This window comes from Streptomyces sp. NPDC094032 (genome assembly GCF_040303965.1).
In the GTDB taxonomy this organism is placed as follows: Bacteria; Actinomycetota; Actinomycetes; order Streptomycetales; family Streptomycetaceae; genus Streptomyces.
On the sequence record NZ_JBEOUE010000001.1, the window covers coordinates 314411 to 337359 of the forward strand.

Sequence of the window (22949 nt, forward strand, 5' to 3'; positions counted from 1 at the left end):
CCCGATCCGTGCCCAGGTCCGGGAAGGGCCTGGGCACGGCCAGAAGAATGTGACATATTACTGCCGTGCCCAAGAGACACTCCCTGGATGCCGTGATCATCGGTGCCGGCGTCGTCGGAGCCGCCTGCGCCTACTACGCGGCCCGCTCCGGCCTCTCCGTCGCCGTCGTCGACCGCGGTCCCGTCGCGGGCGGCACCACAGGTGCCGGGGAAGGAAACCTGCTCGTCTCCGACAAGGAGGCGGGCCCCGAGCTCGACCTCGCGCTGCTGTCCACAAGACTCTGGCGCGAGCTGGCCGGCGAACTGCCGGACACCGAGTACGAGCCCAAGGGCGGTCTCGTCGTGGCGCCCGACGAGACCACCCTGAAGGCGCTCCGCGCCTATGCGGAGGGCCAACGCGCCGCCGGTGTCGAGAACACCGAGATCGACGCCGCCCGGCTGCACGACCTCGAACCCCATCTGGCCCCCGGCCTGGCCGGCGGCTTCCACTACCCGCAGGACTCCCAGGTCCAGCCCGCCAAGGCGGCCGCGCGCCTCCTGGCGGCCTCGGGGGCCACCACGTACCTGGGCGAACAGGTGACGGAGATCCTCACCGACGCCACCGGCGCGGTCCGGGGCGTCCGCACCCCGCGCCGCGAACTCCTGGCCCCCGCCGTGGTGAACGCGGCGGGCACCTGGGGCGGTGAGATCGCCCGCCTGGCGGGCACCCACCTCCCGGTGCTGCCCCGCCGCGGCTTCGTCCTCGTCACCGAGCCGCTGCCCCGCGTGGTCCGCCACAAGGTCTACGCGGCCGACTACGTGGCCGACGTGGCGAGCGACTCCGCGTCCCTCCAGTCCTCCGGGGTCGTCGAGGGTACGCCCTCGGGCCCGGTCCTGATCGGCGCCACCCGGGAACGCGTGGGCTTCGACCGCTCCCTGTCCACGGAGGCCCTGCGCCGCCTGGCGGCCCAGGCCCAGGCCCTCTTCCCGATCCTGGCCGGAGTGGACGTCCAGCGCGTCTACCACGGCTTCCGCCCCTACCTCCCCGACCACCTCCCCGCCATCGGGGCGGACCCCAGGGTCCCGGGGCTGCACCACGCGTGCGGCCACGAGGGCGCGGGCATCGGCCTGGCCCCCGGCACGGGCGCGCTGATCGCGGCGACGCTCACCGCCGGGGAACCACCCATGGACCCCGGCCCGTTCCGCCCGGACCGGGACTTCGGCGAGGAGGCGGAGGCATGAGGCAACCCACCGACGGAGCACCCCGATGAGCACCCCGCGCGACCTGGTGGGCGGCACGCCCACCGCCACGCACACCGTCACGTTCGACGAGCGTGAACTCCCCGTACAGGCAGGCCAGTCCATCGCCGCGGTCCTCTGGAGCGCGGGCATCCTGTCCTGGCGCAGGACCCGCGAGAACGGCGCTCCGAGAGGCGTCTTCTGCGGCATCGGCCAGTGCTTCGACTGCCTGGTCACCGTCAACGGGCGCCCCAACCAGCGGGCCTGCCTGGTCCCGGCGAACCCGGGCGACACGATCACCACCCAGGAGGGAACCGGCCGTGCCGAACTCGGCTGCTGATCTCGCGATCGTCGGCGCGGGCCCCGCGGGGCTCGCCGCCGCCGTGACCGCCGCCGACCTGGGCCTGTCCGTGGTCCTCCTGGACGCGGGCCGCGGCCCCGGCGGCCAGTACTACCGCAGCCCCGCCCCGGAGCTGGGCGCCGAGCGCCCGCAGGCCCTGCACCACGACTGGCGCGCCTTCGCCTCCCGCGAGGAGCGGCTGCGCGCGGCCGGCCGGGTCGACCACCGCCCGGAGTGCCATGTGTGGGCGGTGCTGCCGAACAACGACGGCTGGACCCTGCACGCCCGCGCCGCCCACGACGACGCGCCGACCACCGTCCACGCGCGCGCGGTCCTGCTGGCAACGGGCGCGTACGAACGCCAACTCCCCTTCCCCGGCTGGACCCTGCCCGGCGTCGTGGGAGCGGGCGGGGCGCAGGCCATGCTGAAGAGCGGCCTGGTGCTGCCCGGCCGCCGCGTGGTCGTGGCGGGCAGCGGCCCGCTGCTCCTCGCCGTGGCGGCCACCCTCGCCGCCGCCGGCGCCCGCGTCCCCGCCGTGGTGGAGGCCGCGGCGTACGGCGCCGGGTACGCCCGCAGCACCGGCACGCTCCTGCGCAACCCGGCCAAGCTGATCGAGGGCGCCCGCTACGGCGCCGCGCTCGCCCGGCACCACGTGCGCCCGCTCACCCGGCACGCCGTGGTCGAGGCGCACGGCACGGACCGGGTCGAGGCCGTCACGGTCGCGCGGCTCGACCGTGACTGGCGTCCGGTCCCCGGGACCGCCCGCCGCATCCCGTGCGACGCGCTGGCGGTGGGCCATGGCCTGGTCCCCGAACTGTCCCTGGCCACCAGCCTCGGCTGCGCGACCAGGACGGCGACCGACGGCACGGTGGCGCTGGCGCTCTCGGCGGACCAGCGCACCTCGGTCCCCGGCATCTGGGCGGCGGGCGAGACCGGCGGCATCGGCGGCGCCCAACTGGCCCTGACCGAGGGCGAGCTGGCGGCCCACTCGATCGCGACGAGCCTGCGCGGGGCCCCGGGCGCGGAGGCCACGGCGCGGCTGCGCCGCACCCGGAACCGCCTGCGCGCCTTCGCGGACGCGATGGGCGCGGCGCACCGCCCCGGCGAGGGCTGGACGTCCTGGCTCCGCGAGAACACGGACGTGTGCCGCTGCGAGGAGGTGACGGCGGGCCACATCCACGAGGCGGTCGAGGAGCTGGGCGCGCGGGACCCCCGTACGGTCAAACTCCTGACCCGGGCCGGCATGGGCTGGTGCCAGGGCCGGATGTGCGGCCCGGCGGTGGCGGCGCTCTGCGGCACGGGCGCGACCCCGGACCGCAGACCGCTGGCGTGCCCGGTCCCGCTCCGCCACCTGGCCGAACTTCCCTCGGAAACCGACTGATCCTCTTCCGCGGCCCTCTTGTGGTCGCCCCACACCACTCAGTAAAATGTCACACACTACAAAGGAGCTCTTCATGACTGACACCACCATCGGCGCCTGGACCCCCGCCCGCCCCTGGCGCGGCATCATGGTCGCCACCACCCTGCCCCTGCGCGAGGACCGGTCCGTCGACTACGACGCCTACGCGGCGCACGTCCGCTGGCTCATCGACAACGGCTGCGACGGTGTGGTCCCCAACGGCTCGCTGGGCGAGTACCAGACCCTGACCGCCGAGGAGCGGGCCCAGGTCGTCCGTACCGCCGTCGAGGCCGCCGGCGACGGAGCCAGGGTCATGCCCGGCGTCGCCGCCTACGGCAGCGCCGAGTCCCGCCGCTGGGCGGAGCAGGCGGCCGAGGCGGGCGCCGGTTCGGTCCTGCTGCTTCCGCCGAACGCCTTCCGCGCCGACGAGGACGCCGTCCGCGCCCACTACGCGGACGTCGCCAAGGCCGGACTGCCGATCGTCGCCTACAACAACCCGATCGACACCAAGGTCGACCTGACCCCGCGCCTGCTCGCCAAGCTGCACGCCGACGGCGACATCGTCGCGGTCAAGGAGTTCAGCGGGGACGTGCGCCGCGCCTACGAGATCGCCGAACTGGCCCCGGAGCTCGACCTGCTGATCGGCGCGGACGACGTCCTCCTGGAGCTGGCGCTCGCCGGCGCCGTGGGCTGGATCGCCGGCTACCCGAACGCGCTCCCCGCCTCCTGCTCCGAGCTCTACCGCGCCGCCGTCGCGGGCGACCTGGCCACCGCGCTGCCGCTCTACAAGTCCCTCCACTCGCTCCTGCGCTGGGACTCCAAGACCGAGTTCGTCCAGGCCATCAAGCTCTCCATGGACCTCGCGGGACGCCCCGGCGGCGCCACCCGCGCGCCGCGTCTCCCGCTCACCGGCGAGACCCTGACGGCCGTACGCTCGGCCACCGAGAAGGCGCTGGCCGACGGCCACCGCTGACAGCAGGCCGTACGACGCCCAACACCGACGGAGGGGAACCATGCGCACCAGTCACGTCTACCACGCGGTCAACTCGCACACCGAGGGCATGCCGACCCGCGTCATCACCGGGGGAGTGGGGGTGATCCCCGGCGCCACCATGGCGGAGAAGCGCGTCCACTTCATCGAGCACCTGGACCACCTGCGTCAGCTGCTGATGTTCGAGCCGCGCGGGCACTCCGCGATGAGCGGCGCCATCCTCCAGCCGCCCACCCGCCCCGACGCGGACTACGGCGTGCTCTTCATCGAGGTGTCCGGACTGCTGCCGATGTGCGGCCACGGCACCATCGGCGTCGCCACGGTCCTGGTCGAGACCGGCATGGTCCCGGTCAGCGAGCCGGTGACCACGGTCCGGCTCGACACGCCGGCGGGACTGGTCAGCGTGGACGTCCAGGTCGAGGACGGCGCCGCCCGCTCCGTCACCCTCACCAACGTCCCCGCCTTCAGCGCCGGTCTCGACCTCAAGACCGAGGTCCCCGGCTTCGGCACGGTCACCTACGACCTCGCGTACGGCGGCAACTTCTACGCCTTCGTGGAGCTCGACTCGATCGGCCTGCCCTTCGACCGGGCCCGCAAGGAGGACCTGCTCTCCTTCGGCCTGTCCCTCATGGACGCGATCAACTCCGGCCCGGACCGCCCGGTCCACCCGGAGGACCCGCGGCAGGGCGGCGTCAAGCACGTCTACCTGGCCGCCCCCGGCTCGGACGGGCGCCGCTCCCGGCACGCCATGGCGATCCACCCCGGCTGGTTCGACCGCTCCCCGTGCGGTACGGGCACCAGCGCGCGGATGGCCCAGCTGCACGCGCGCGGACTCCTCGCCCCGGGCCAGGATTTCGTCAACGAGTCCTTCATCGGGACCGAGTTCACCGGCCGGATCGTCGGCGAGACCACGATCGCCGGACTCCCCGCGATCGTGCCCACCGTCACCGGCCGCGCCTGGATCACCGGCACCGGCCAGTACTTCCTGGACCCGACCGACCCCTTCCCGGCGGGATTCCAGCTGTGAGCTCCACGGAGGTGCGGACCACCGACTACCACACGGCCGGCGAACCCTTCCGGATCGTCGACCTGGCCGCCGAAGGGCTGCCCCCGCTGCCCGGCGACACCGTCGCCGAGCGCTGGGCCACGCTCCTCGGCCCCGGCGGCGACGGCACGGCCCCCCGGCCGGGCCCGCTGGACGGCCTGCGCCGGCTGCTCGTCCAGGAACCGCGCGGCCACGCGGGCATGTACGGCGGCTTCGTCGTGCCCCCGGACGACGACGGGGCGCACCTCGGCGTCCTGTTCTGGCACAAGGACGGCTACTCGACCGCCTGCGGCCACGGCACCATGGCGCTCGGCGCCTGGGCCGTGGACTCCGGCCGGGTCGCCGTCCCGGAGGACGGACGGGACGTCGAGGTGCGGATCGACGTCCCGTCAGGACGGGTCACCGCGACCGTCCACCGCGCGGGAGGCCGCACCACCGGTGTGACCTTCCGCAACGTCCCGGCCCGCGTGACCGGCCGGGGCGTCGAGGTGGCCACGAGCCGCGGCCGGGTCGAGGTCGACCTCGCCCACGCCGGCGCCTGCTACGCCTCGGTCGCCGCCCGCGACCTCGGCCTGGCGGTCGACCGCGCGGACCTGTCCGAACTCGTGGCCGTCGGCCGGGAGATCCGGGCGGCGCTCGCCGGCCACCCGGCCACCCGCCACCCGGACGACCCGCTGCTGTCCGGGGTGTACGGCGTGATCCTCCACGAGGACCTCCCGGACACCCCGGCCGGGCCGCGCCAGCGGAACGTCACCGTCTTCGCCGACGGCCAGATCGACCGCTCGCCCTGCGGCTCCGGCACCTCCGCCCGGCTCGCCCTCCTCGCCGACGAGGGACGCCTGAAGGAGGGCGACACGCTCACCCACGAATCCCTCGTGGGCACCGTGTTCACCGGCCGGATCGCACCGGGCGGCGAGACGCCGCAGGGCCTGGTCACCCTGGTGACCGGCAGCGCCCACCGCACGGGCGAGCACCTCTTCACGCTCGACCCGTTCGACACCCTCGGCTCGGGGTTCCCGCTGTGACCGCCGCACCGCTCGGGGCCGGGGCCCCGCAGTGGATCGACGCCCCGGCCGTGGCCCGGCTGCTCTCCCCGGCCGGCGCGGTCGACGCGCTGGCCGCCGTGCTCCGCGAAGGACTCGACCCGGAGTCCTCCCCGCAGCGGAGCGCCCTGCCGGTGCCCGGCGGCGAACTGCTGCTCATGCCCGCCGCCTCGGAGTCCTGGGTCGGGGTGAAGGTCGTCGGGATCGCGCCCGACAACCCGGCCCTCGGGCTGCCCCGCATCACCGGCGGCTACCTGCTCCTCGACGGCCCGACGCTGCGCCCGGTCGCCCTGCTCGACGGCATCGCGCTCACCTCCCTGCGCACCCCGGCGGTCTCCGCCCTGGCGGTCCGTCACCTCGCCTCGGGGGACGGGCCGCTGCGCCTGGTGCTGTTCGGCTCGGGACCGCAGGCGTACGCCCACCTGGACGTCCTGCTCGCGGTACGGGAGCTCGCCGAGGTGGTGGTCGTCGCCCGCAACGCGGAGGGGGCCCGGCGGCTGGTCGCGTACGCGGAGGGGCTCGGCGTGCCGAAGGCCCGTACCGGCACGGCGTACGACGTGGCGGGGGCGGACCTCGTGGTCTGCTGCACCACGGCCCGCGAACCGCTCTTCGACGGGCGGCTGGTGGAGCCCGGGGCCACCGTCGTGGCCGTCGGCTCGCACGAGCCGGAGGCCCGCGAGGTCGACACCGCCCTGGTCCGGCGGGCCGAGGTGTACGTCGAGTCGCGGACGGCGGCGCTGCGCGAGGCCGGGGACCTGCTGATCCCCGAGGCCGAGGGCGCGATCGGACCCGGACACATCGCCGGCACGCTCGCCGACCTGGTCGCCGGGCGCGCCCCGGCGGATCCCGCCGCCCCGCGCCTCTTCAAGAGTGTCGGCATGGCCTGGGAGGATCTGGCGGTGGCGGTCGCGGTGTACCGGGCGGCTCAGCTGGAAGCGGCCTCGGAGGCTCCGGAAGCTGCGGATGCTGCGGATGCGGACGGAGGGTCGGTCAGCGAAACGTGACATTGTACGCTGTCCTCCTGCGAGTTTTCGGAGGACGAGCGTGGGTGACCTGAAGCAGCACAGTCTCATCAAGGCCCAGGAACGGCTGCGCGACCAGGTCGGTCACGCGCTGAGGGCCGCTTTGATAGCGGGCGAACTACGGCCGGGAAGCGTCTATTCGGCGCCCGGCCTCGCCGCCGAGCTCGGCGTGTCGGCCACGCCGGTGCGCGAGGCCATGCTCGACCTCGCCCGCGAGGGCCTGGTCGAGCCGGTCCGCAACAAGGGCTTCCGGATCACCGAGGTCAGCGAGCGCGAGCTCGACCAGTGCACCGAGCTGCGCATGCTGATCGAGGTGCCGACGATCGGCCGGGTCACCGAACTGGCCACGCCCGAGCAGCTGGAGGCGCTGCGGCCGCTCGCCCAGGAGATCGTGACCAACGCCCGTGAGCACAACCTCATCGGCTATCTGGAGGCGGACCGGCTCTTCCACCTCACGCTGCTCGGCCTGGCCGGGAACGACCGGCTCGTGGAGACCGTCGGCGACCTGCGCAAGCGCTCCCGGCTCTACGGGCTCACCGGCCTCGACGAGGCGGGCAAGCTGGTCTCCTCGGCGGAGGAGCACGTCGAGCTCCTCGACCTGATGATCGCGGGCGACGCCCAGGCGGCGGAGGCCTGTATGCACCGCCACCTGGGCCATGTCCGCTCGCTGTGGGCCGAGGCCCGCGACGAACCGGTCGAGCGCGCCGCCGGGCGGCTCGGCCAGGTCCGCAAGGGCTAGGCGAAAGGGCCAGGCGCGAGGGCTGGGTCAGCGCACGCTCTGGCCGTACACGTGGTCGACGGGCATGCGCATCAGCACCCGCCCGTCGGCCACCATCGCCGCCCGGTACTCGTCCCAGTCGGGGTGCTCGCCGGCGGCGAGCCGGTAGTACTCCACCAGGGCCTCGACCTCCGGCCCGTGCGGGTCGGTGCCGGGCCCGGTGAGCGTCACCGTGCCCTCGGCGGTCGCCCAGGACCAGCCGTCGGCGCTGGTGACCTCCAGGGCCGCGCGCGGGTCACGGCGCAGGTTCGCCGTCTTGGCGCGGCCCTCGGTCATCGACACGTACACCGTGTCCGTGGCCGGATCGTAGAAGGGCATGACCGGGGAGAGCTGCGGGCGCCCGTCGGCCTTGATCGTGGCGAGGACACCCAGCCGGCTCTTCGCGAGCAGCTCGCGGGCGTCGAAGCGTGTGGTCGTCATGACCGTTCCAAGTCCCCGGCGGGGGCGCTTTGTTCCCTCAGGCCTTCTTCACGACGCTGGACTTCAGCTGCATCGGGCCGAAGCCGTCGACCTTGCAGTCGATGTCGTGCCCGTCGACCCCGTCCACGAGACGGATGTTGCGGACCTTGGTGCCGGCCTTGATGCCGCTCGGGCTGCCCTTGACCTTGAGGGTCTTGACCACGGTCACGGTGTCGCCGTCGGCCAGCACGTTGCCGACCGCGTCCTTCACCACCCGCTCGCCCCCGGCGTCACCGGCGGTCGCGTCGCCCGCGGCGGGCGTCCATTCGTGGCCGCACTCGGGGCAGACGAGGAGCGCGCCCATCTCGTAGGTGTAGGCGCCGGAGCACTCGGGGCAGGGGGGAAGGGTCTCGTTCACCCGGCGATGGTAAGTCGCGGACCTGTTAATTGCGAAAATGAGCAATTACTTAATCTCCCCGCGTCGGGCCCACGCGCTCGCCCCGGCCAGCGCCACCGCGGCGCTGCCCAGGCCGAGCACCGCGCCGCCGGCCACGTCACCCGGGTAGTGGACGCCCGTGTGGACCCGCGAGTACCCGACGGCCCAGGCCAGGATGGAGAGCGGGACCGCGGCCGGGGGCAGGATCACGCCCACCGCCGTGGCGAACGCGACCGCCGAGGCGGTGTGCCCGGACGGGAACGAGGCCGAGCTCGGCATCGGCACATGGCGGTCCACCGTCACCCGGGCCGCCTCCCGGTCCGGGCGGGGCCGGCGCACCAGCCGCTTGCCGAGCAGGTTCGCCGAGGCCGAGGCCACCCCGATGGCGCCGACACCGACGAACGCGGCGGCACGGGCCCGGCCCCCGGCGAGGGCGAGCGCGGCGGCCACGGCGAACGAGATCTTGGAGTTGTCGGCCGCGTTGGACAGCAGACGCAGCCCCCGGTCCAGGGCCGGGGTGGGGGTGGCGGCGACCGCCGCGTACAGGGCGCCGTCCACGGCGCGCAGATCGGCGAGCACGGCGTGGGGGCCGCTGGGCGGGGGCGCGGGCGGCACCTTGTCAGCCGGGCCGGTCGGTCCGGTCGGCGGCTCGTTCACGGGTCCGTTCGTGGGCTCGGGCATGGCTCTCTCCTCGGGGGCCGAAGGCCAGGACGACGATCCGGCCCCAGTTCAGCGGGGGCACGGGCGGTGCGGTCCCGGGGCGGTCGCGCGGCACGAGGACGCGCAGGGCGCGCGGCCGCAGGGTGCACAGGACGGGGGTCGGCAGGGTCAGCGCCTCGCCGTCGACGGCCACCGGGAGGGTGTCGCTGTCGGCGGTGACCTCGACCCGGCGGGCGGTCAGGACGTTCAGGCCGGTGGACTGCGTGCCCCGGACCGCGAGGTCGGCGGCCTGCGCGGCGCCCTCCACCCGGACGGCGATGACGCCCAGCTCCCCGCGGTCGAGCCGGGGGCGCCGCCCGCCGCCGAGCGGGTCGGGCGAGACGTACGGGTTGTTGCTGACGAGCAGCGCCTGCTGGGCGCGGAGCGAGGTGTCGTCGGCCCGGGCGTCCAGGCGGCCGCCCTCGCCGCCGGCCAGCAGCTCCGGCATCGCGTTCAGGGCCGTCTCCGCCTTCGCGTCCCGGTACTCGGGGCGCTGCACCACATCCGCGTACACCCCGAAGGAGACCGTGTTCACGAACGGGCGCCCGGCGACCTCGCCCAGATCCACCCGCAGCTCCTCGCCGTCCGTGAGGGCGTCCAGGCAGCGGGCCGGGTCGGCGCGGTCGAGGCCCAGGTCCATGGCGAAGTGGTTGCGGGTGCCGGCGCTGATCACCAGGAACGGCAGACCGTGCTCGGCGGCGACCGCCGCGACCAGCGCCTGGGTGCCGTCGCCGCCCGCCACCCCGAGCAGATCGGCGCCGTCCGCGACCGCCTCGCGGGCCAGCGCCGCCACGTCGGCCTGCCCGCCCGAGTCCGGCGGCCCGAGCAGCACCACCCGGGCACCGAGCGCCTCGGCCCGCTCGACCAGGCCGAAGCGCTCGACCTTGCCACCGCCCGACTTCGGGTTCATCAGGAGCACGGGCCGCAGGGGGCGGGCCGCGGGCGCGGCGGGACGGTGCGGGCGCGGCCGGGGCAGCGCCCGCCGCGCGCAGAGCAGGCCCACGCCCCACAGGCCGAGCGAGAGCAGGGCGGTCGGCCACAGGCCGTCCCGGACGTAGAGGACGAGCAGGCCGAGGGGCGCCCCGGCGGCGAGCAGCGCGCCCAGGAACCGCACGGGACCGCGATGCGCCAGGAACCACCAGGTGCCGGCCGCGCACAGGACGAGCGCAGCGAGCCCGCTCAGGACGATCACCAGACCGCCGCTCCCGAACGGGACGAACAGCGCGAGGACCGCCGCCACCGCCGCCAGCAGCGCGCAGCGCGCCAGCAGGCGCTCCCGCGACCGGGCCCGCGCCCCCGTACCGGATTCACTCACCTCTGCCTCCCCATGTCTCGACCCCAGCCTCGTACCCCACGCGCTCCGGCACCGCACCCACAGGCCCGTTCGGGTGACGCCTCGGCAGGCCACCTCGGCGGGTCCGGCCGGATACCGATTGTGGTCGCGGCGGAGAGGCGAAAGGATCGCTGGAGTGCGTGAACAGATGCCTGCAGAGCTGCCCGAGACGCCCGAGACGCCCGGGACCGCCAAGCTGTCCGACGGAGTCGTGACCCTGCTGCCGCCCCCCGCCGACGAGGACACCGGGGCGGGCGACCCGGTCCGTTCCTTCGGGATCCGGGCCGGGCGGTGCGTGGGAAGCGTCGGTCTGCGGTTCGCCGCCGCCGGACTCGCCCACGGCGACGTCGACGTGACCTACCGACTCCACCCCGACGCCCGAGGCCGCGGCTTCGCCACCCGCGCGGTCCTCCTCGCGTGCGCCCACGCCCGCTGCGAGGGCGCCCGTCGCGCCGTGATCCAGACCCCGGCGGACGACCCGGCCGCGGCGGCCGTCGCGCGCCGCGCCGGATTCCTGCGGCGCGGCCAGATCAGCCACCGCGACGGCACCGTCCTCGACTGGTACGTACGGGAGCTGGCCCGCGCCTGAGCACCGCACGTCCGGCGGGCGGTCCCGTCACGCGAGGATGCCGCTGCCGTGCGGCGCGTACAGGTCGAGCAGTCGGACCCGCGTCACATGGAGGCGGTGGGCGAGGATCTGGCCGACCCAGTACACCACCGAGACGCCGAACTCCGCGTCCGTGCGGCACATCGACCGCACGGCCGTGGCGTCGAACTCATGGGCCCGCACCGGGGTCATCGCCTCCGCGCCCGACTGGCACAGATAGGGCGGGAACAGCCAGGAGAGGCCGACCAGCTCGCCGTGGCCCAGCGAGTCGATCACGGGCGAACCGCGCCCGGGGACCTTGGCGTCGAGGGTGACCGCGCCCGTCTTGACGATCCAGAACCGGTCGGCGTGCTGCTGCTCCTCGAAGAGCCGGTGGCCGGACTCGAAGTAGACGTCCTCGGCGAAGGCCATCAGCCGTTCCCGGTGCTCGGGCGGCAGCGTGCTGACCTTGGGTGCGGCAGTGCTCATGGCGGGCCTCCTCGGACCGGCGACAGCGGTGCGTCCCGCCTCCAGTGTCCGTCGCCCGCGCACGGTACGCAGTCGCCGCACGCGGCCGGTCACACGGACGCCGTACGGCACGCGGCGCGCGCCGGAGCGGGCCGGGAACGGTCGGTGGCGGCGCGGTCACCGTCCGCCTAGCGTGGGACTCCCGGGGGGACCCCCACGTAGAACGGTGCCTCGCATGGCAGACAAGCCCTCGATCGTCCTGGTCCACGGATTCTGGGGCGGAGCCGCCCACTGGTCGCACGTCATCACCGAGCTGCACCGGCGCGGCTTCGGCGACCTGCACGCCGTCGAGAACCCCCTGACCTCGCTCGCCGACGACGCCGAGCGCACCCGCAAGATGGTCCGCCAGGTGGCGGGACCGGTCGTGCTCGTCGGCCACTCCTACGGCGGCGCCGTCCTCTCCGAGATGGGGGACCTGCCGAACGTCTCTGCCCTCGTCTACATCGCCGCCTTCGCCCCCGACGCGGGCGAGAGCCCCGGGCAGATCAGCCAGGAGCACCCGCCGGCCGCGTTCGACAACATCGTGCCCGACTCCGACGGCTACCTCTGGATCAAGCAGGACAAGTTCCAGGAGAGCTTCTGCCAGGACCTGAGCGCCGACGAGGCCCTCGTCATGAGCGTCACGCAGAAGGCGCCGCTCGCCTCCACCTTCGGCGACAACGTCACGGCGCCCGCCTGGCGCGTCAAGCCCTGCTGGTACCAGGTCTCGGCCCAGGACCGGATGATCCACCCGGACAACGAGCGCCGCATGGCCGCGCGGATGAACCCCGTCAAGACCATCGAGCTCGACGCGAGCCACGCCTCGCTGGCCACCCATCCCGGCGAGGTCTCCGACCTCATCGAGTCCGCGGCCCGCGAGACCGCCGGCTGACCGGCGCGGCCGTACGCGCTCCTGCCCGGCGGGTGTCGGTCACGGGCCGGCCCCCGCCGGACCGGCGTCCGTCACATGGCGGCCCCCTGCCGGGCGGGCTCGGTGAAGAGCTCGGGCCGCGCGCCGCGCGCGAAGCCCTCGCTGCCGCAGACCGGGACGAGAGCCGGGAACGCGCCCGGCGCGCGCAGGGCGAACAGGCAGTCGAGCCGGTCGCCCGCGTCCTCGGCCGGGGCCAGCAGGAACACGGTCTCGCCCGGGGCGGGCCGCCCGACCGCGTCCATCGAGCGCCCGAAGACGGGCCGGGTGCCGAGCCCCGCCGCCAGCCAGCCGTCGACGTCGGCCTCCAGGGCCTCCGCCTGACCGTCCAGCGCGTGCCGCCGGCACCAGGCGGCGCCCTCCTCCCGGATCCGCAGCAGCAGGGCGCGGTCGGCGGCGTCGGGCCGGGCCACCGTCCCGTCCTCGGCCTGCCGGGCCCGGAAGCGGTTCACCAGCGGGATCAGCGAGTCCGTGAGCACGGCGCCCTCGGCGCGCAGATGCTCCGGTACGGGGGGTGCGGGGGGTACGGGGGGTGCAGACAGTACGGGCGGGATGTCGGCCGGTCTCGGGTACGTCACCGTGGGGTGCCTCTCCGTGGGGAACGGTGAAGATCCAAGCAATCCGGGCGGCCCCGGGCAAGGCCTTTCACCGCGCGTCCCGCATGACGGGACGCCGCTCCGGCGTGCGCCCGTCCGGCGGAGGGCGGAGCATGAACGTGAGGAGGGAGCGGCCCGGCGGGGGCGGCGAGCAGGAGGGTGCCATGCCCGTCCCGGACGGCGGTGACGCACTCGTCGTACTCCACGACGTGGACAAGCACTTCGGGACGCTCCATGTGCTCCGGTCCATCGACCTCACCGTCCACCGCGGCGAGGTCGTGGTCGTCATCGGACCCTCCGGCTCCGGCAAGTCCACGCTCTGCCGCGCGATCAACCGCCTGGAGACCGTCGACTCGGGCGAGATCGTCGTCGACGGCAGGCCGCTGCCCGCCGAGGGCCGCGAACTGGCCGCGCTCCGCGCCGACGTCGGCATGGTCTTCCAGTCCTTCAACCTCTTCGCGCACAAGACGGTGCTCGACAACGTCACCCTCGGCCAGATCAAGGTCCGCAAGAAGGACCGCAGGAGCGCCGAGGAACGCGCCCGGGCGCTCCTGGAGCGGGTCGGGGTCGCCGAACAGGCGGACAAGTACCCGGCGCAGCTCTCCGGCGGCCAGCAGCAGCGGGTCGCCATCGCCCGGGCGCTCGCCATGGACCCGAAGGTGATGCTCTTCGACGAGCCGACCTCGGCGCTCGACCCGGAGATGATCAACGAGGTCCTTGAGGTCATGCGGCAGTTGGCCCTGGACGGCATGACGATGGTGGTCGTCACCCACGAGATGGGGTTCGCCCGGTCGGCGGCCCACCGCGTGGTGTTCATGGCCGACGGCCGGATCGTCGAACAGGCCACACCGGAGGAGTTCTTCGGCCATCCGCGCACCGAGCGCGCCAGGGACTTCCTGTCGAAGATCCTCCATCACTGATCCGCACACCATCGGCACACCGTGGGGTGATGACCATGAATCCGCTCAGGGCCCGCAGGCTCACCGTCGCCGCCGCGGCGGCCGTCGCCCTCTCCTTCACCGGCACCGCCTTCGCCTCCGGCGGGGCGGCCGCGCACCGCGACGACGGGAAGATCACCGTCGGCATCAAGTTCGACCAGCCCGGCATCGGCCTGAAGACCCCGGACGGCACCTACACCGGCTTCGACGTGGACGTCGCCACGTACATCGCGAAGCAGCTCGGCCACGACCCGAAGGACATCGTCTGGAAGGAGGCCAAGAGCGCCGACCGCGAGAGCCTGCTCCAGCGCGGCGACGTGGACTTCATCGCGGCCTCGTACTCGATCACCCCCAAGCGGGCCGAGAAGGTCGACTTCGCGGGCCCCTATCTGCTCGCCCACCAGGACGTGCTGATCCGCGCCGACGACCACTCCATCACCAAGCCCTCGGACCTGAACCACAAGAAGCTCTGCTCCGTGACCGGCTCCACCTCCGCCCAGAACGTCAAGACGAAGATCGCCCCGGACGCCCAGCTCCAGGAGTACGGCGGCTACTCCGAGTGCCTCACCGGCCTGGAGAACGGCGTCATCGACGCGATCACCACCGACGACTCGATCCTCGCCGGATACGCCGCGCAGCCCGAGTTCAAGGGCCAGTTCAAGCTGGGCGGCTTCAAGCTGAGCAACGAGAACTACGGCATCGGCGTCCAGAAGGGCAGCGAGCTCAAGGCGAAGATCAACACCGCGCTGGAGAAGATGGTGGCCGACGGGTCCTGGGCCGCGGCCGTGCAGAAGAACTTCGGCCCGGCCGGGTACAAGGCCGAGCCCGCACCGAAGATCGGCGTGGTGGTCCAGTGAGCGGGCCGTCGTGTTCGACTTCCTGCGGGGCTACGACCTGCTGGGAGCCTTCTGGACGACGGTCCGGCTGACCGTCTTCTCCGCGATCGGCTCCCTGGTCTGGGGGACGCTGCTGGCCGCCATGCGGGTCAGCCCCGTCCCCCTGATGCGGGGCTTCGGCACCGTCTACGTCAACATCGTCCGCAACATCCCCCTCACCGTCATCATCGTCTTCACCTCGCTCGGCCTCTTCCAGACCCTCGGCGTCAGCCTGGGCGCCTCGGACTTCACCACCATCAACTTCCGGCTCGCCGTCCTCGGCCTCACCGCCTACACCTCCGCCTTCGTCTGCGAGGCGCTGCGCTCCGGCATCAACACCGTCCCCCTCGGCCAGGTCGAGGCCGCCCGCGCCATCGGGCTGAACTTCTCGCAGACCCTGCGTCTCATCGTGCTGCCGCAGGCCTTCCGCTCGGTCGTCGGCCCCCTCGCCAACGTCCTGATCGCCCTCACCAAGAACACCACCGTCGCCGCCGCCATCGGCGTCGCCGAAGCCGCCCTGCTGATGCGCGAGATGATCGAGAACGAGGCCCAGCTCCTTCTCATCTCCGCCGTCTTCGCCGTCGGCTTCCTCTGCCTCACCCTGCCCACCGGACTGCTCCTCGGCTGGATCGCCAGGAAGGTCGCGGTGAAACGATGAAGGAGCTGCCGGAGCCGACGAAGCCGACGAAGCCGACGGAACCGCGGGAGCCGCCGGAGGTACGCGAGCCCCGGGAGACCGGGACCGTCCTCTACGACGTCCCCGGCCCCCGGGCCCGGCGCCGCAACCTCCTCTACACCCTGCTCTTCGTCCTCGCCGTCGGCGGCGTCCTCTGGTGGGTGGTGGCGAGCCTCGCCGACAAGAACCAGCTCGCCTGGGCCAAGTGGGCCCCCTTCTTCACCGACCCCCGGGTCTGGCACACCTACCTGCTGCCGGCCCTGCGCAACACCGTGACCGCCGCCGCCCTCGCCATGGGCCTCGCCCTGCCGCTCGGCGCCCTCCTCGGCATCGCCCGGCTCTCCGACCACCGCCGGCTGCGCGGCACGGCCGGCCCCGTGGTCGAGTTCTTCCGCGCCATCCCCGTACTGATCCTGATGCTCTTCGCCGACGCCGCCTACGCCCGGTTCACCGGTGTCAGCCCGGAGAGCCGCCCCCTGTACGCGGTCGTCACCGGGCTCGTCCTTTACAACGCCTCCGTCCTCGCCGAGGTCGTCCGCGCCGGGATCCTCGCGCTGCCCGCCGGCCAGACCGACGCGGCCAAGGCGATCGGGATGCGCAAGGGCCAGACGATGGCGTACATGCTGCTGCCGCAGTCGGTCACGGTGATGCTGCCCGCGCTGGTCAGCCAGCTCGTCGTCATCGTCAAGGACACGGCGCTCGGCGGCGCCATGCTCGGCTTCTCCGAACTCCTCGCCTCCGTCCGCCCGATGAGCGCCAACTACGGGGCCAACACCATCGCCTCCTTCACCGTGGTCGCCGTCGTCTTCGTCGTCCTCAACCTCGCCCTCACCACCTTCGCCTCCTGGCTGGAGCGCCGCCTGCGCCGCGGCCGGCGCTCCTCCGGGGGCGGCCCGCCACGGTCCGCGGCCCACGGACGCTCAGCCCCGGACGGTGGTCTGCCGAAACCCAGTGCATGACCTTCACGCCCGCGCCGCCGTCGCGGCCGACCCGCGCGCCGGACCGCACCGACCGCCTGCTCGCCGCCCTCGGCGGGATCCTCGCCGGATGGGGCGGGCTCGCCGTCGCCGCGCTCGTCACGGTCACCGTCCGCCCCGAGGCGGCGCCCGTCGCGGCCGTCGGCGGCTTCGTCGTCGACCACACCCCGGCGGGCGTCAAGGAATGGGCCATCCGCACCTTCGGCGAGAGCGACAAGGACGTCCTCCAGATGGGCGTGCTCATCGTGCTCGTCCTGCTCGCCGCCGTCCTCGGGGCGCTCGCCCTGACCCACCGCGCCGCCGCCCTCGCCGGGGTGGGCGTGCTCGGCCTGGTCGGCGCCCTGGCCGCCGTGACCCGCCCCGACTCGGAGTCCTGGACCGACGCCCTGCCCTCGCTGGCCGGGGCGGCGGTCGCGGCGGGGCTCCTGTACCTGCTCGTCCGGCGGCTGCTCGGCACGCCCACGACCGCCCCCGCGCAGGCCCGGCGCCGCTTCCTGGTCGCCGGGGCGGGCACCCTCGTCGGCGCGGCCGGGGCCACCCTGCTCGCCCGGACGGCCGGTGCCACCCGCTCCGAGAACGCCACCGCCTCCCGGGACGCCCTCCGGCTGCCGCGCCCCGCCTCGCCCGCCCCCGCCGTGCCGCCCGGCGCCCAGCTCAGGGTCGACGGCATCAGCTCCTTCGTCACCCCGAACCACGACTTCTACCGAGTCGACACCGCCCTCGTCGTACCCCGGATCGACGCCGGTACGTGGAGCCTGCGCATCCACGGCCAGGGCGTGGCCCGCGAGCTCACCGTCACCCTGGCCGACCTGTTCCGGCGCGAGGTCGTCGAGCGGGACATCACCCTCAACTGCGTCTCCAACGAGGTCGGCGGCCCCTACATCGGCAACGCCCGCTGGCTGGGCGTCCACCTCGCCGACCTGCTGCGGGAGGCCGGGGTGCGCCCGCCCTCGGCCGGCGGGCCCGCCGACCAGCTCGTCGCGCGCTCCGTGGACGGCATGACCATCGGCAGCCCCGTGGAGACCGTCATGGACGGCCGCGACGCCCTGCTCGCCTTCGGGATGAACGGACAGCCGCTGCCCTTCGTCCACGGCTTCCCCGTGCGGATGCTCGTCCCCGGCCTGTACGGCTATGTCTCCGCCTGCAAGTGGATCACCTCGCTGGAACTGACCACCTTCGCCGCCTACGACGCCTACTGGGTGCCGCGCGGCTGGTCGGCGCAGGCCCCCGTGAAGACCCAGTCCCGGATCGACACCCCGAAGGCCTTCAGCAGCCCGAAGGCGGGCACGGTCGCCGTCGCCGGGGTCGCCTGGGCCCAGCACCGGGGCATCTCACGCGTCCAGGTACGGGTCGACGACGGCCCCTGGCAGGACGCCGAGCTGGGCGCCCAGGACAGCCGCGACACCTGGCGCGAGTGGGTGTACCGCTGGCCCGCCGAGCCCGGACGGCACACCCTCACCGCCCGGGCGACCGACGGCACCGGAGCCGTGCAGACCGATCAGCAGGCCGGGACCATGCCCGACGGTGCCACCGGACTGCACTCCGTGACCGTCACCGTCGGATGAGCTCAAGGGGGAGCGCCGGTACGTGGTGCCCGGCGCGGCCCGTCGTCGACCGGGCGGCCGTGAGCGCGTTCAGGACGGCCTCCTCGACCGCCTCCACCACCGCCGTGCAGAACGGGTCGATCCGGCCCCACGGCACGAACCGCAGCGTCTCGTACGGGGCCGGGTCCTCCTTCTCGGGAAAGGTGCTGGTCAGCGCCGACTCGTTCGCCGTGGAGAAGACCAGGAACAGGTCGCCCGAGAAGTGGCTGCCCGTGGTGCCCGTCCGGGCGAGCCCCAGCGGCACCCGCCGGGCGAGCGCCTTGCACTGGCCCGGCAGCAGCGGCGCGTCCGTCGCCACGACCACCACCACGGAGCCCGCGCCCGGCGGCACGCGCCCCGCCTCCTCGGCCGGCGGGAGCTCCCGGCCCACCGGGACCCCCGCCACCACCAGCTCGTGGCGGGCGCCGAAATTGGCCTGCACATGGACCCCGACGGTGTACCGGTCCTCCCCGTAGGGGACGACCCGGGAAGCCGTACCGACCCCGCCCTTGAAGCCGTAGCAGCGCATCCCCGTCCCGCCGCCCACACAGCCCTCCGCGACCGGGCCCGAGGCCGCCGCGTCCATCGCGGCGGCCGCGTGCTCCGGGCGCACGGCGGAGCCGTGGATGTCGTTGAGATGCCCGTCCCAGGTCTCCGTCACCACCGGCAGCAGCCACTCGGGCGCCATGTCCGCGCGGTGCAGGCCCACCCACTCGACCACCCCCCGGTGCACGGGACCGACCGCGTACGTGTTGGTCAGCAGCACCGGCACCGCGAGCGAACCGGTCTCCTCCACCCAGGTCGTCCCGGTCATCTCGCCGTTGCCGTTGAGCGCGTACCAGCCCGCCGCGCACGGCACCCCCACCCCGGCCCGGCCCCGTGGCAGGACCGCCGTCACGCCCGTGCGGACGTCCTCGCCCTCGATCAGGGTCACATGGCCGACCTCGACCCCCGGCACATCGGTGATCGCGTTCCAGGGCCCCGGCTCACCGGTCAGCGGAACGCCCAACTCGCGTACTCTCGCGCGTACTTCCGTCATGGCCCGCACCGTACCGCCCGGCGCCGGGGTGCCGGGGGCGGACCGGCGGAGCACCATGAAGACATGAACGGCACCGCCGGCACAGCCGGCCCGGGGCGCGCCCCCGGGCTGGGCGAGGTCAGCGCCCCGGGCCGGGTCGCGGGACCCGACGAGGGCATCGGCGCGGCCGAGCTCGCCCTCGCCGCCCGCAACCACGGCCTGCCCCTCGAAGCGCTGCGCTACGACACCACCCCGCCCGGCCTGCACTACGTCCTGGTCCACTACGACATCCCCGCCGCCGACGCCGGGGACTGGCGGCTCACCGTCGGCGGCCGGGTGCGCCGCCCGCTCCGCCTCGGCGTCGCGGAGCTGCGCGAGCGGCCCTCCGTCACCCACCGGGTCACCCTGGAGTGCGCGGGCAACGGCCGGGCCCGGCTCAGCCCCCGCCCGGTCAGCCAGCCCTGGCTCGTCGAGGCGGTCGGCACCGCCGACTGGACCGGCGTCCCGCTGGCCGCCCTGCTCGCCGAGGCGGGCCCCGCCGACGGCGCGGACACCTCTGCCGAAGCGGTCTTCACCGGCGCCGACCACGGGGTCGAGCGCGGCGTCGAACAGGACTACCGACGCAGCCTCCCGCTCCCGCTCGCCGCCGACCCGGCGCGCGGCGTGCTCGTCGCGTACGCCATGAACGGCGCCCCGCTGCCGCCCCAGCACGGGTATCCGCTGCGGCTCGTCGTGCCCGGCTGGTACGGCATGGCCTCGGTGAAGTGGCTGCGCGACATCACCGTCACCGCCGCCCCGTTCACCGGCTTCCAGCAGGCCGTCGCCTACCGCTACCGGCAGGGTCCCGACGACCCCGGCGCCCCCGTGGACGTCATCGCGCCACGCGCCCTGATGATCCCGCCCGGCTTCCCCGACTTCATGTCCCGCACCCGTGTCGTCCGGCCAGGACCCGTCCCGCTCGCGGGCCGCGCCTGGTCCGGCCACGCGCCCGTGACCCGCGTGGAGCTCAGCGCCGACGGGGAGCGCACCTGGACCGACGCCGAGGTGACCGCCGACCCCCGGCGCCCCTGGGCCTGGGCGGCCTGGCGCACGACCTGGACGGCGGCCCCGGGCCCGTACCTCCTCACCGTCCGCGCCACCGACGCCGCAGGCCGTACGCAGCCGCTCACGGCGCCGTGGAACCGGGGCGGCTTCGGGAACAACCTGGTGCACCGGGTGGAGGTGCTCTGCGTCGCGTGAGGCGGGCGGCCGGGGCCGGGCGACAGGCGCCGCGCGGGCCGCATAGAGTCGGTCCCGGACGTCACCGCACACCACGCACCACCGAGGAGCCTTCCGTGACCGACCCGGAGACCACCGCCCCGCAGCAGCGGATCGCCCGCGATCTTGAGGTCGGCGAGACCTTCGACCCGCGCGCGGAGATCGAGCGCCGGGTGGCCTTCCTCACCGAGCGCCTCACCTCCACCGGCCTGGGCTGCCTGGTCCTCGGCATCAGCGGCGGCGTCGACTCCACCACCGCCGGACGGCTCTGCCAGCTCGCCGTCGAGCGCGCCCGCGCCGCCGGCCACCAGGCCACCTTCTACGCCATGCGGCTGCCCTACGGCGTCCAGGCCGACGAGCGCGACGCCCAGCTCGCCCTCGGCTTCATCCGCGCCGACGAGGTCCTCACCGTCGACATCAAGCCGGCCGCCGACGCCGCCCTGGAGGCCACCACGGCCGCCGGGATCACCTTCCGCGACGCGCACCACCAGGACTTCACGCACGGCAACATCAAGGCCCGGCAGCGGATGATCGCCCAGTACGCGGTCGCGGGCGCCCACAACGGTCTGGTCGTCGGCACCGACCACGCCGCCGAGGCGGTCTCCGGCTTCTTCACCAAGTACGGCGACGGCGCCGCCGACCTCGTCCCGCTCACCGGCCTCACCAAGCGCCGGGTCCGTGCCGTGGCCGCCGAGCTCGGCGCCCCCGCCGAGCTGGTCTGGAAGGTCCCCACCGCCGACCTGGAGACCCTCGACCCGGGCAAGCCCGACGAGGACGCGCTGGGCGTGACGTACGACGAGATCGACGACTTCCTGGAGGGCAAGCCGGTCGGCGAGGCCGCCTTCGCCGCGATCGTCCGCCGCTACGAGCTGACCGACCACAAGCGCCGGCTGCCGATCGCGCCCTGACCCCACAAGCACGCACAAGCACCGCTCAGCACGACAGCACCACACCGCTCAGCACGAACAGGAACAGCCAGGTGTCCACCTTCCGGCAGCCCGGACTCGTCCTCACCGACCACCGCTTCAGCGTCCCGCTCGACCACGGCGCCCCCGACGGCGAACGCATCGAGATCCACGGACGTGAGGTCGTCGCGGGCGACCCGGCCGCCAGGACCGACCTGCCCTGGCTGCTCTACCTGGAGGGCGGGCCCGGCTTCGGGGCCCGCCGCTTCATCGGGCCGCAGGCCTGGCTCGGGCGGGCCGTCCGGGAGTTCCGGGTGCTCCTCCTCGACCAGCGGGGCACCGGTGCCTCCACCCCCGCCAACCGGCAGACGCTGCCCCTGCGCGGCACCCCGCGCCAACAGGGCGACTATCTCGCCCACTTCCGCGCCGACTCCATCGTCAAGGACTGCGAGCTGATCCGCCGGGAGCTGACCGGCGGCGCCCCGTGGACCGTCCTCGGCCAGAGCTTCGGCGGCTTCTGCGCCACCCACTACCTCGGCACCGCCCCCGAGGGCCTGGCGGCCGTGCTCGTCACGGGCGGGCTGCCCTCCCTGACGGCCACCGCCGACGAGGTCTACCGGGCCGCCTACCCGCGCGTGCGGCGCAAGAACGAGGCCCACTACGCCCGTTACCCCGACGACGTCGAGCGGGCCCGCCGGATCGCCGCCCATCTCGCCGCGCACGAGGTCACGCTGCCGGGCGGCGGGGCGCTGACCCCCGAGGTCTTCCAGTCCCTCGGCATCCTGCTCGGCGGCGGCGACGGCACCCACCAGCTCCATCTGCTCCTGGAGGACGCCTTCGTCCCCACCCCGGCGGGCCCCGCCCTGTCCGACGCCTTCCTCGAAGCCGTCCAGGCCCACCTCTCCTTCGCCGGCCACCCGCTCTACGCCCTGCTGCACGAGGCCATCTACGCGCAGGGGCAGGGCCCGACCGCCTGGGCCGCCGAACGCGTACGGGCCGGGTTCCCCGAGTTCGACGCGGCGCGGACCCTCGCGGGCGACGCCCCGCTGCTCTTCACCGGGGAGACGATCCACCCCTGGCACTTCGCCACCGACCCGGCCCTGCGCCCGCTGCGCGAGACCGCCGAACTCCTCGCCGCCCGCACCGACTGGGCCCCGCTCTACGACCCCGCGCGGCTGGCCGCCAACGAGGTCCCGGTCGCCGCCGCCGTCTACCACGACGACATGTACGTGGACACCGCCCACTCCCTGGACACGGCGCGGGCCGTCCGGGGGCTGCGCACCTGGGTCACCGACGAGTTCGAGCACGACGGTGTACGGGCCGGCGGCCCCCGCGTCCTCGACCGGCTGCTCGCCCTCGTCCGCGGCGAGCTCTGAGCCCCGGCCCACCCGGCGCGCGGGG

The 22949-nt window shown here is 74.3% G+C and carries 25 protein-coding genes; 18 read left to right on the forward strand and 7 right to left on the reverse strand.

What is annotated here, in order from left to right:
• Positions 1–65 precede the first annotated feature (65 nt).
• The 8 genes from ABTZ54_RS01160 (at position 66) to ABTZ54_RS01195 (ending at position 7796) form a co-directional block, all read left to right on the forward strand.
• The gene (locus ABTZ54_RS01160; RefSeq protein ID WP_351655308.1) at positions 66–1220 is read left to right on the forward strand and encodes an NAD(P)/FAD-dependent oxidoreductase; all 1155 of its coding nucleotides are present in this window, start codon (positions 66–68) and stop codon (positions 1218–1220) included.
• A gap of 25 nt (positions 1221–1245) precedes the next feature.
• Entirely contained in the window at positions 1246–1557 is a 312-nt protein-coding gene (locus tag ABTZ54_RS01165) for a (2Fe-2S)-binding protein (protein WP_351655311.1), read from the forward strand.
• On the forward strand, positions 1538–2938 hold the full coding sequence (locus tag ABTZ54_RS01170) for an FAD-dependent oxidoreductase (RefSeq protein ID WP_351655314.1): 1401 nt from the start codon (positions 1538–1540) through the stop codon (positions 2936–2938). Before ABTZ54_RS01165 ends, ABTZ54_RS01170 begins: the two co-directional genes overlap by 20 nt.
• 73 nt (positions 2939–3011) lie before the next feature.
• Positions 3012–3929, forward strand: a complete 918-nt coding sequence (locus ABTZ54_RS01175; protein ID WP_351655316.1) for a dihydrodipicolinate synthase family protein — start codon at positions 3012–3014, stop codon at positions 3927–3929.
• Between the two features lie 40 nt (positions 3930–3969).
• Positions 3970–4974 (forward strand): proline racemase family protein, encoded by a 1005-nt coding sequence (locus ABTZ54_RS01180; protein ID WP_351655319.1) that lies wholly within the window; start codon positions 3970–3972, stop codon positions 4972–4974.
• The gene (locus ABTZ54_RS01185) at positions 4971–6017 is read left to right on the forward strand and encodes a proline racemase family protein (RefSeq protein WP_351655322.1); all 1047 of its coding nucleotides are present in this window, start codon (positions 4971–4973) and stop codon (positions 6015–6017) included. The genes ABTZ54_RS01180 and ABTZ54_RS01185 overlap by 4 nt, the downstream gene beginning before the upstream one ends.
• The gene (locus ABTZ54_RS01190; protein WP_351655325.1) at positions 6014–7039 is read left to right on the forward strand and encodes an ornithine cyclodeaminase family protein; all 1026 of its coding nucleotides are present in this window, start codon (positions 6014–6016) and stop codon (positions 7037–7039) included. The genes ABTZ54_RS01185 and ABTZ54_RS01190 overlap by 4 nt, the downstream gene beginning before the upstream one ends.
• A gap of 40 nt (positions 7040–7079) precedes the next feature.
• A complete protein-coding gene (locus tag ABTZ54_RS01195) occupies positions 7080–7796 on the forward strand; it encodes a GntR family transcriptional regulator (protein ID WP_351655328.1) in 717 nt (238 codons plus the stop codon).
• A 27-nt stretch (positions 7797–7823) separates the two neighbouring features.
• On the opposite strand, the gene ABTZ54_RS01200 is transcribed toward ABTZ54_RS01195, so the two are convergent.
• Genes ABTZ54_RS01200 through ABTZ54_RS01215 form a run of 4 tightly spaced genes read right to left on the reverse strand, consistent with a single transcriptional unit; the run spans position 7824 to position 10684 of the window.
• Complete coding sequence (locus ABTZ54_RS01200) at positions 7824–8255, reverse strand: PPOX class F420-dependent oxidoreductase (RefSeq protein ID WP_351655331.1); 432 nt, start codon at positions 8253–8255, stop codon at positions 7824–7826.
• A 37-nt stretch (positions 8256–8292) separates the two neighbouring features.
• The gene (locus ABTZ54_RS01205) at positions 8293–8652 is read right to left on the reverse strand and encodes a zinc ribbon domain-containing protein YjdM (protein ID WP_351655334.1); all 360 of its coding nucleotides are present in this window, start codon (positions 8650–8652) and stop codon (positions 8293–8295) included.
• Positions 8653–8697: 45 nt separating this feature from the next.
• Positions 8698–9351, reverse strand: coding sequence for a phosphatase PAP2 family protein (locus tag ABTZ54_RS01210; protein ID WP_351655337.1), 654 nt, complete (start codon positions 9349–9351; stop codon positions 8698–8700).
• Complete coding sequence (locus ABTZ54_RS01215) at positions 9290–10684, reverse strand: diacylglycerol/lipid kinase family protein (protein ID WP_351655340.1); 1395 nt, start codon at positions 10682–10684, stop codon at positions 9290–9292. The genes ABTZ54_RS01210 and ABTZ54_RS01215 overlap by 62 nt, the downstream gene beginning before the upstream one ends.
• A 166-nt stretch (positions 10685–10850) precedes the next feature.
• Between ABTZ54_RS01215 and ABTZ54_RS01220 the strand changes: the two genes are divergently transcribed.
• The gene (locus ABTZ54_RS01220; protein ID WP_351655343.1) at positions 10851–11291 is read left to right on the forward strand and encodes a GNAT family N-acetyltransferase; all 441 of its coding nucleotides are present in this window, start codon (positions 10851–10853) and stop codon (positions 11289–11291) included.
• Between the two features lie 27 nt (positions 11292–11318).
• Here the strand turns inward: ABTZ54_RS01220 and ABTZ54_RS01225 are convergent, their stop codons facing one another.
• Entirely contained in the window at positions 11319–11777 is a 459-nt protein-coding gene (locus ABTZ54_RS01225; protein WP_351655346.1) for a Crp/Fnr family transcriptional regulator, read from the reverse strand.
• 214 nt (positions 11778–11991) lie between these two features.
• Here ABTZ54_RS01225 and ABTZ54_RS01230 point away from each other — a divergent pair, with 214 nt between their 5' ends.
• Positions 11992–12687 carry an alpha/beta hydrolase gene (locus ABTZ54_RS01230; RefSeq protein WP_351655349.1) on the forward strand — a complete coding sequence of 232 codons (696 nt, stop codon included), beginning with the start codon at positions 11992–11994 and terminating at the stop codon, positions 12685–12687.
• 71 nt (positions 12688–12758) lie between these two features.
• On the opposite strand, the gene ABTZ54_RS01235 is transcribed toward ABTZ54_RS01230, so the two are convergent.
• Entirely contained in the window at positions 12759–13301 is a 543-nt protein-coding gene (locus tag ABTZ54_RS01235) for a hypothetical protein (protein WP_351655353.1), read from the reverse strand.
• A gap of 182 nt (positions 13302–13483) precedes the next feature.
• On the opposite strand from ABTZ54_RS01235, the gene ABTZ54_RS01240 reads away from it, so the two are divergent.
• From ABTZ54_RS01240 to ABTZ54_RS01260, 5 genes are read left to right on the forward strand one after another with little or no spacing between them, the layout of a single operon-like run.
• Complete coding sequence (locus ABTZ54_RS01240; protein WP_351656384.1) at positions 13484–14239, forward strand: amino acid ABC transporter ATP-binding protein; 756 nt, start codon at positions 13484–13486, stop codon at positions 14237–14239.
• Positions 14240–14274: 35 nt separating this feature from the next.
• On the forward strand, positions 14275–15114 hold the full coding sequence (locus ABTZ54_RS01245; RefSeq protein ID WP_502997166.1) for a glutamate ABC transporter substrate-binding protein: 840 nt from the start codon (positions 14275–14277) through the stop codon (positions 15112–15114).
• Between the two features lie 10 nt (positions 15115–15124).
• Positions 15125–15790, forward strand: a complete 666-nt coding sequence (locus tag ABTZ54_RS01250; protein ID WP_351655358.1) for an amino acid ABC transporter permease — start codon at positions 15125–15127, stop codon at positions 15788–15790.
• A complete protein-coding gene (locus ABTZ54_RS01255) occupies positions 15787–16767 on the forward strand; it encodes an ABC transporter permease subunit (protein ID WP_351655361.1) in 981 nt (326 codons plus the stop codon). Before ABTZ54_RS01250 ends, ABTZ54_RS01255 begins: the two co-directional genes overlap by 4 nt.
• The gene (locus ABTZ54_RS01260) at positions 16764–18350 is read left to right on the forward strand and encodes a molybdopterin-dependent oxidoreductase (protein WP_351655364.1); all 1587 of its coding nucleotides are present in this window, start codon (positions 16764–16766) and stop codon (positions 18348–18350) included. Before ABTZ54_RS01255 ends, ABTZ54_RS01260 begins: the two co-directional genes overlap by 4 nt.
• On the opposite strand, the gene ABTZ54_RS01265 is transcribed toward ABTZ54_RS01260, so the two are convergent.
• A complete protein-coding gene (locus ABTZ54_RS01265; protein WP_351655368.1) occupies positions 18337–19407 on the reverse strand; it encodes a DmpA family aminopeptidase in 1071 nt (356 codons plus the stop codon). The genes ABTZ54_RS01260 and ABTZ54_RS01265 overlap by 14 nt on opposite strands.
• A 63-nt stretch (positions 19408–19470) precedes the next feature.
• Here ABTZ54_RS01265 and ABTZ54_RS01270 point away from each other — a divergent pair, with 63 nt between their 5' ends.
• The 3 genes from ABTZ54_RS01270 (at position 19471) to ABTZ54_RS01280 (ending at position 22924) form a co-directional block, all read left to right on the forward strand.
• Positions 19471–20625, forward strand: a complete 1155-nt coding sequence (locus ABTZ54_RS01270; RefSeq protein WP_351655371.1) for a sulfite oxidase — start codon at positions 19471–19473, stop codon at positions 20623–20625.
• Positions 20626–20720: 95 nt separating this feature from the next.
• Positions 20721–21551 (forward strand): NAD(+) synthase, encoded by an 831-nt coding sequence (nadE, locus tag ABTZ54_RS01275; RefSeq protein WP_351655374.1) that lies wholly within the window; start codon positions 20721–20723, stop codon positions 21549–21551.
• Positions 21552–21622: 71 nt separating this feature from the next.
• Positions 21623–22924: an alpha/beta fold hydrolase gene (locus ABTZ54_RS01280; protein ID WP_351655377.1), complete on the forward strand. Its 1302-nt coding sequence runs from the start codon at positions 21623–21625 to the stop codon at positions 22922–22924.
• Positions 22925–22949 lie beyond the last annotated feature (25 nt).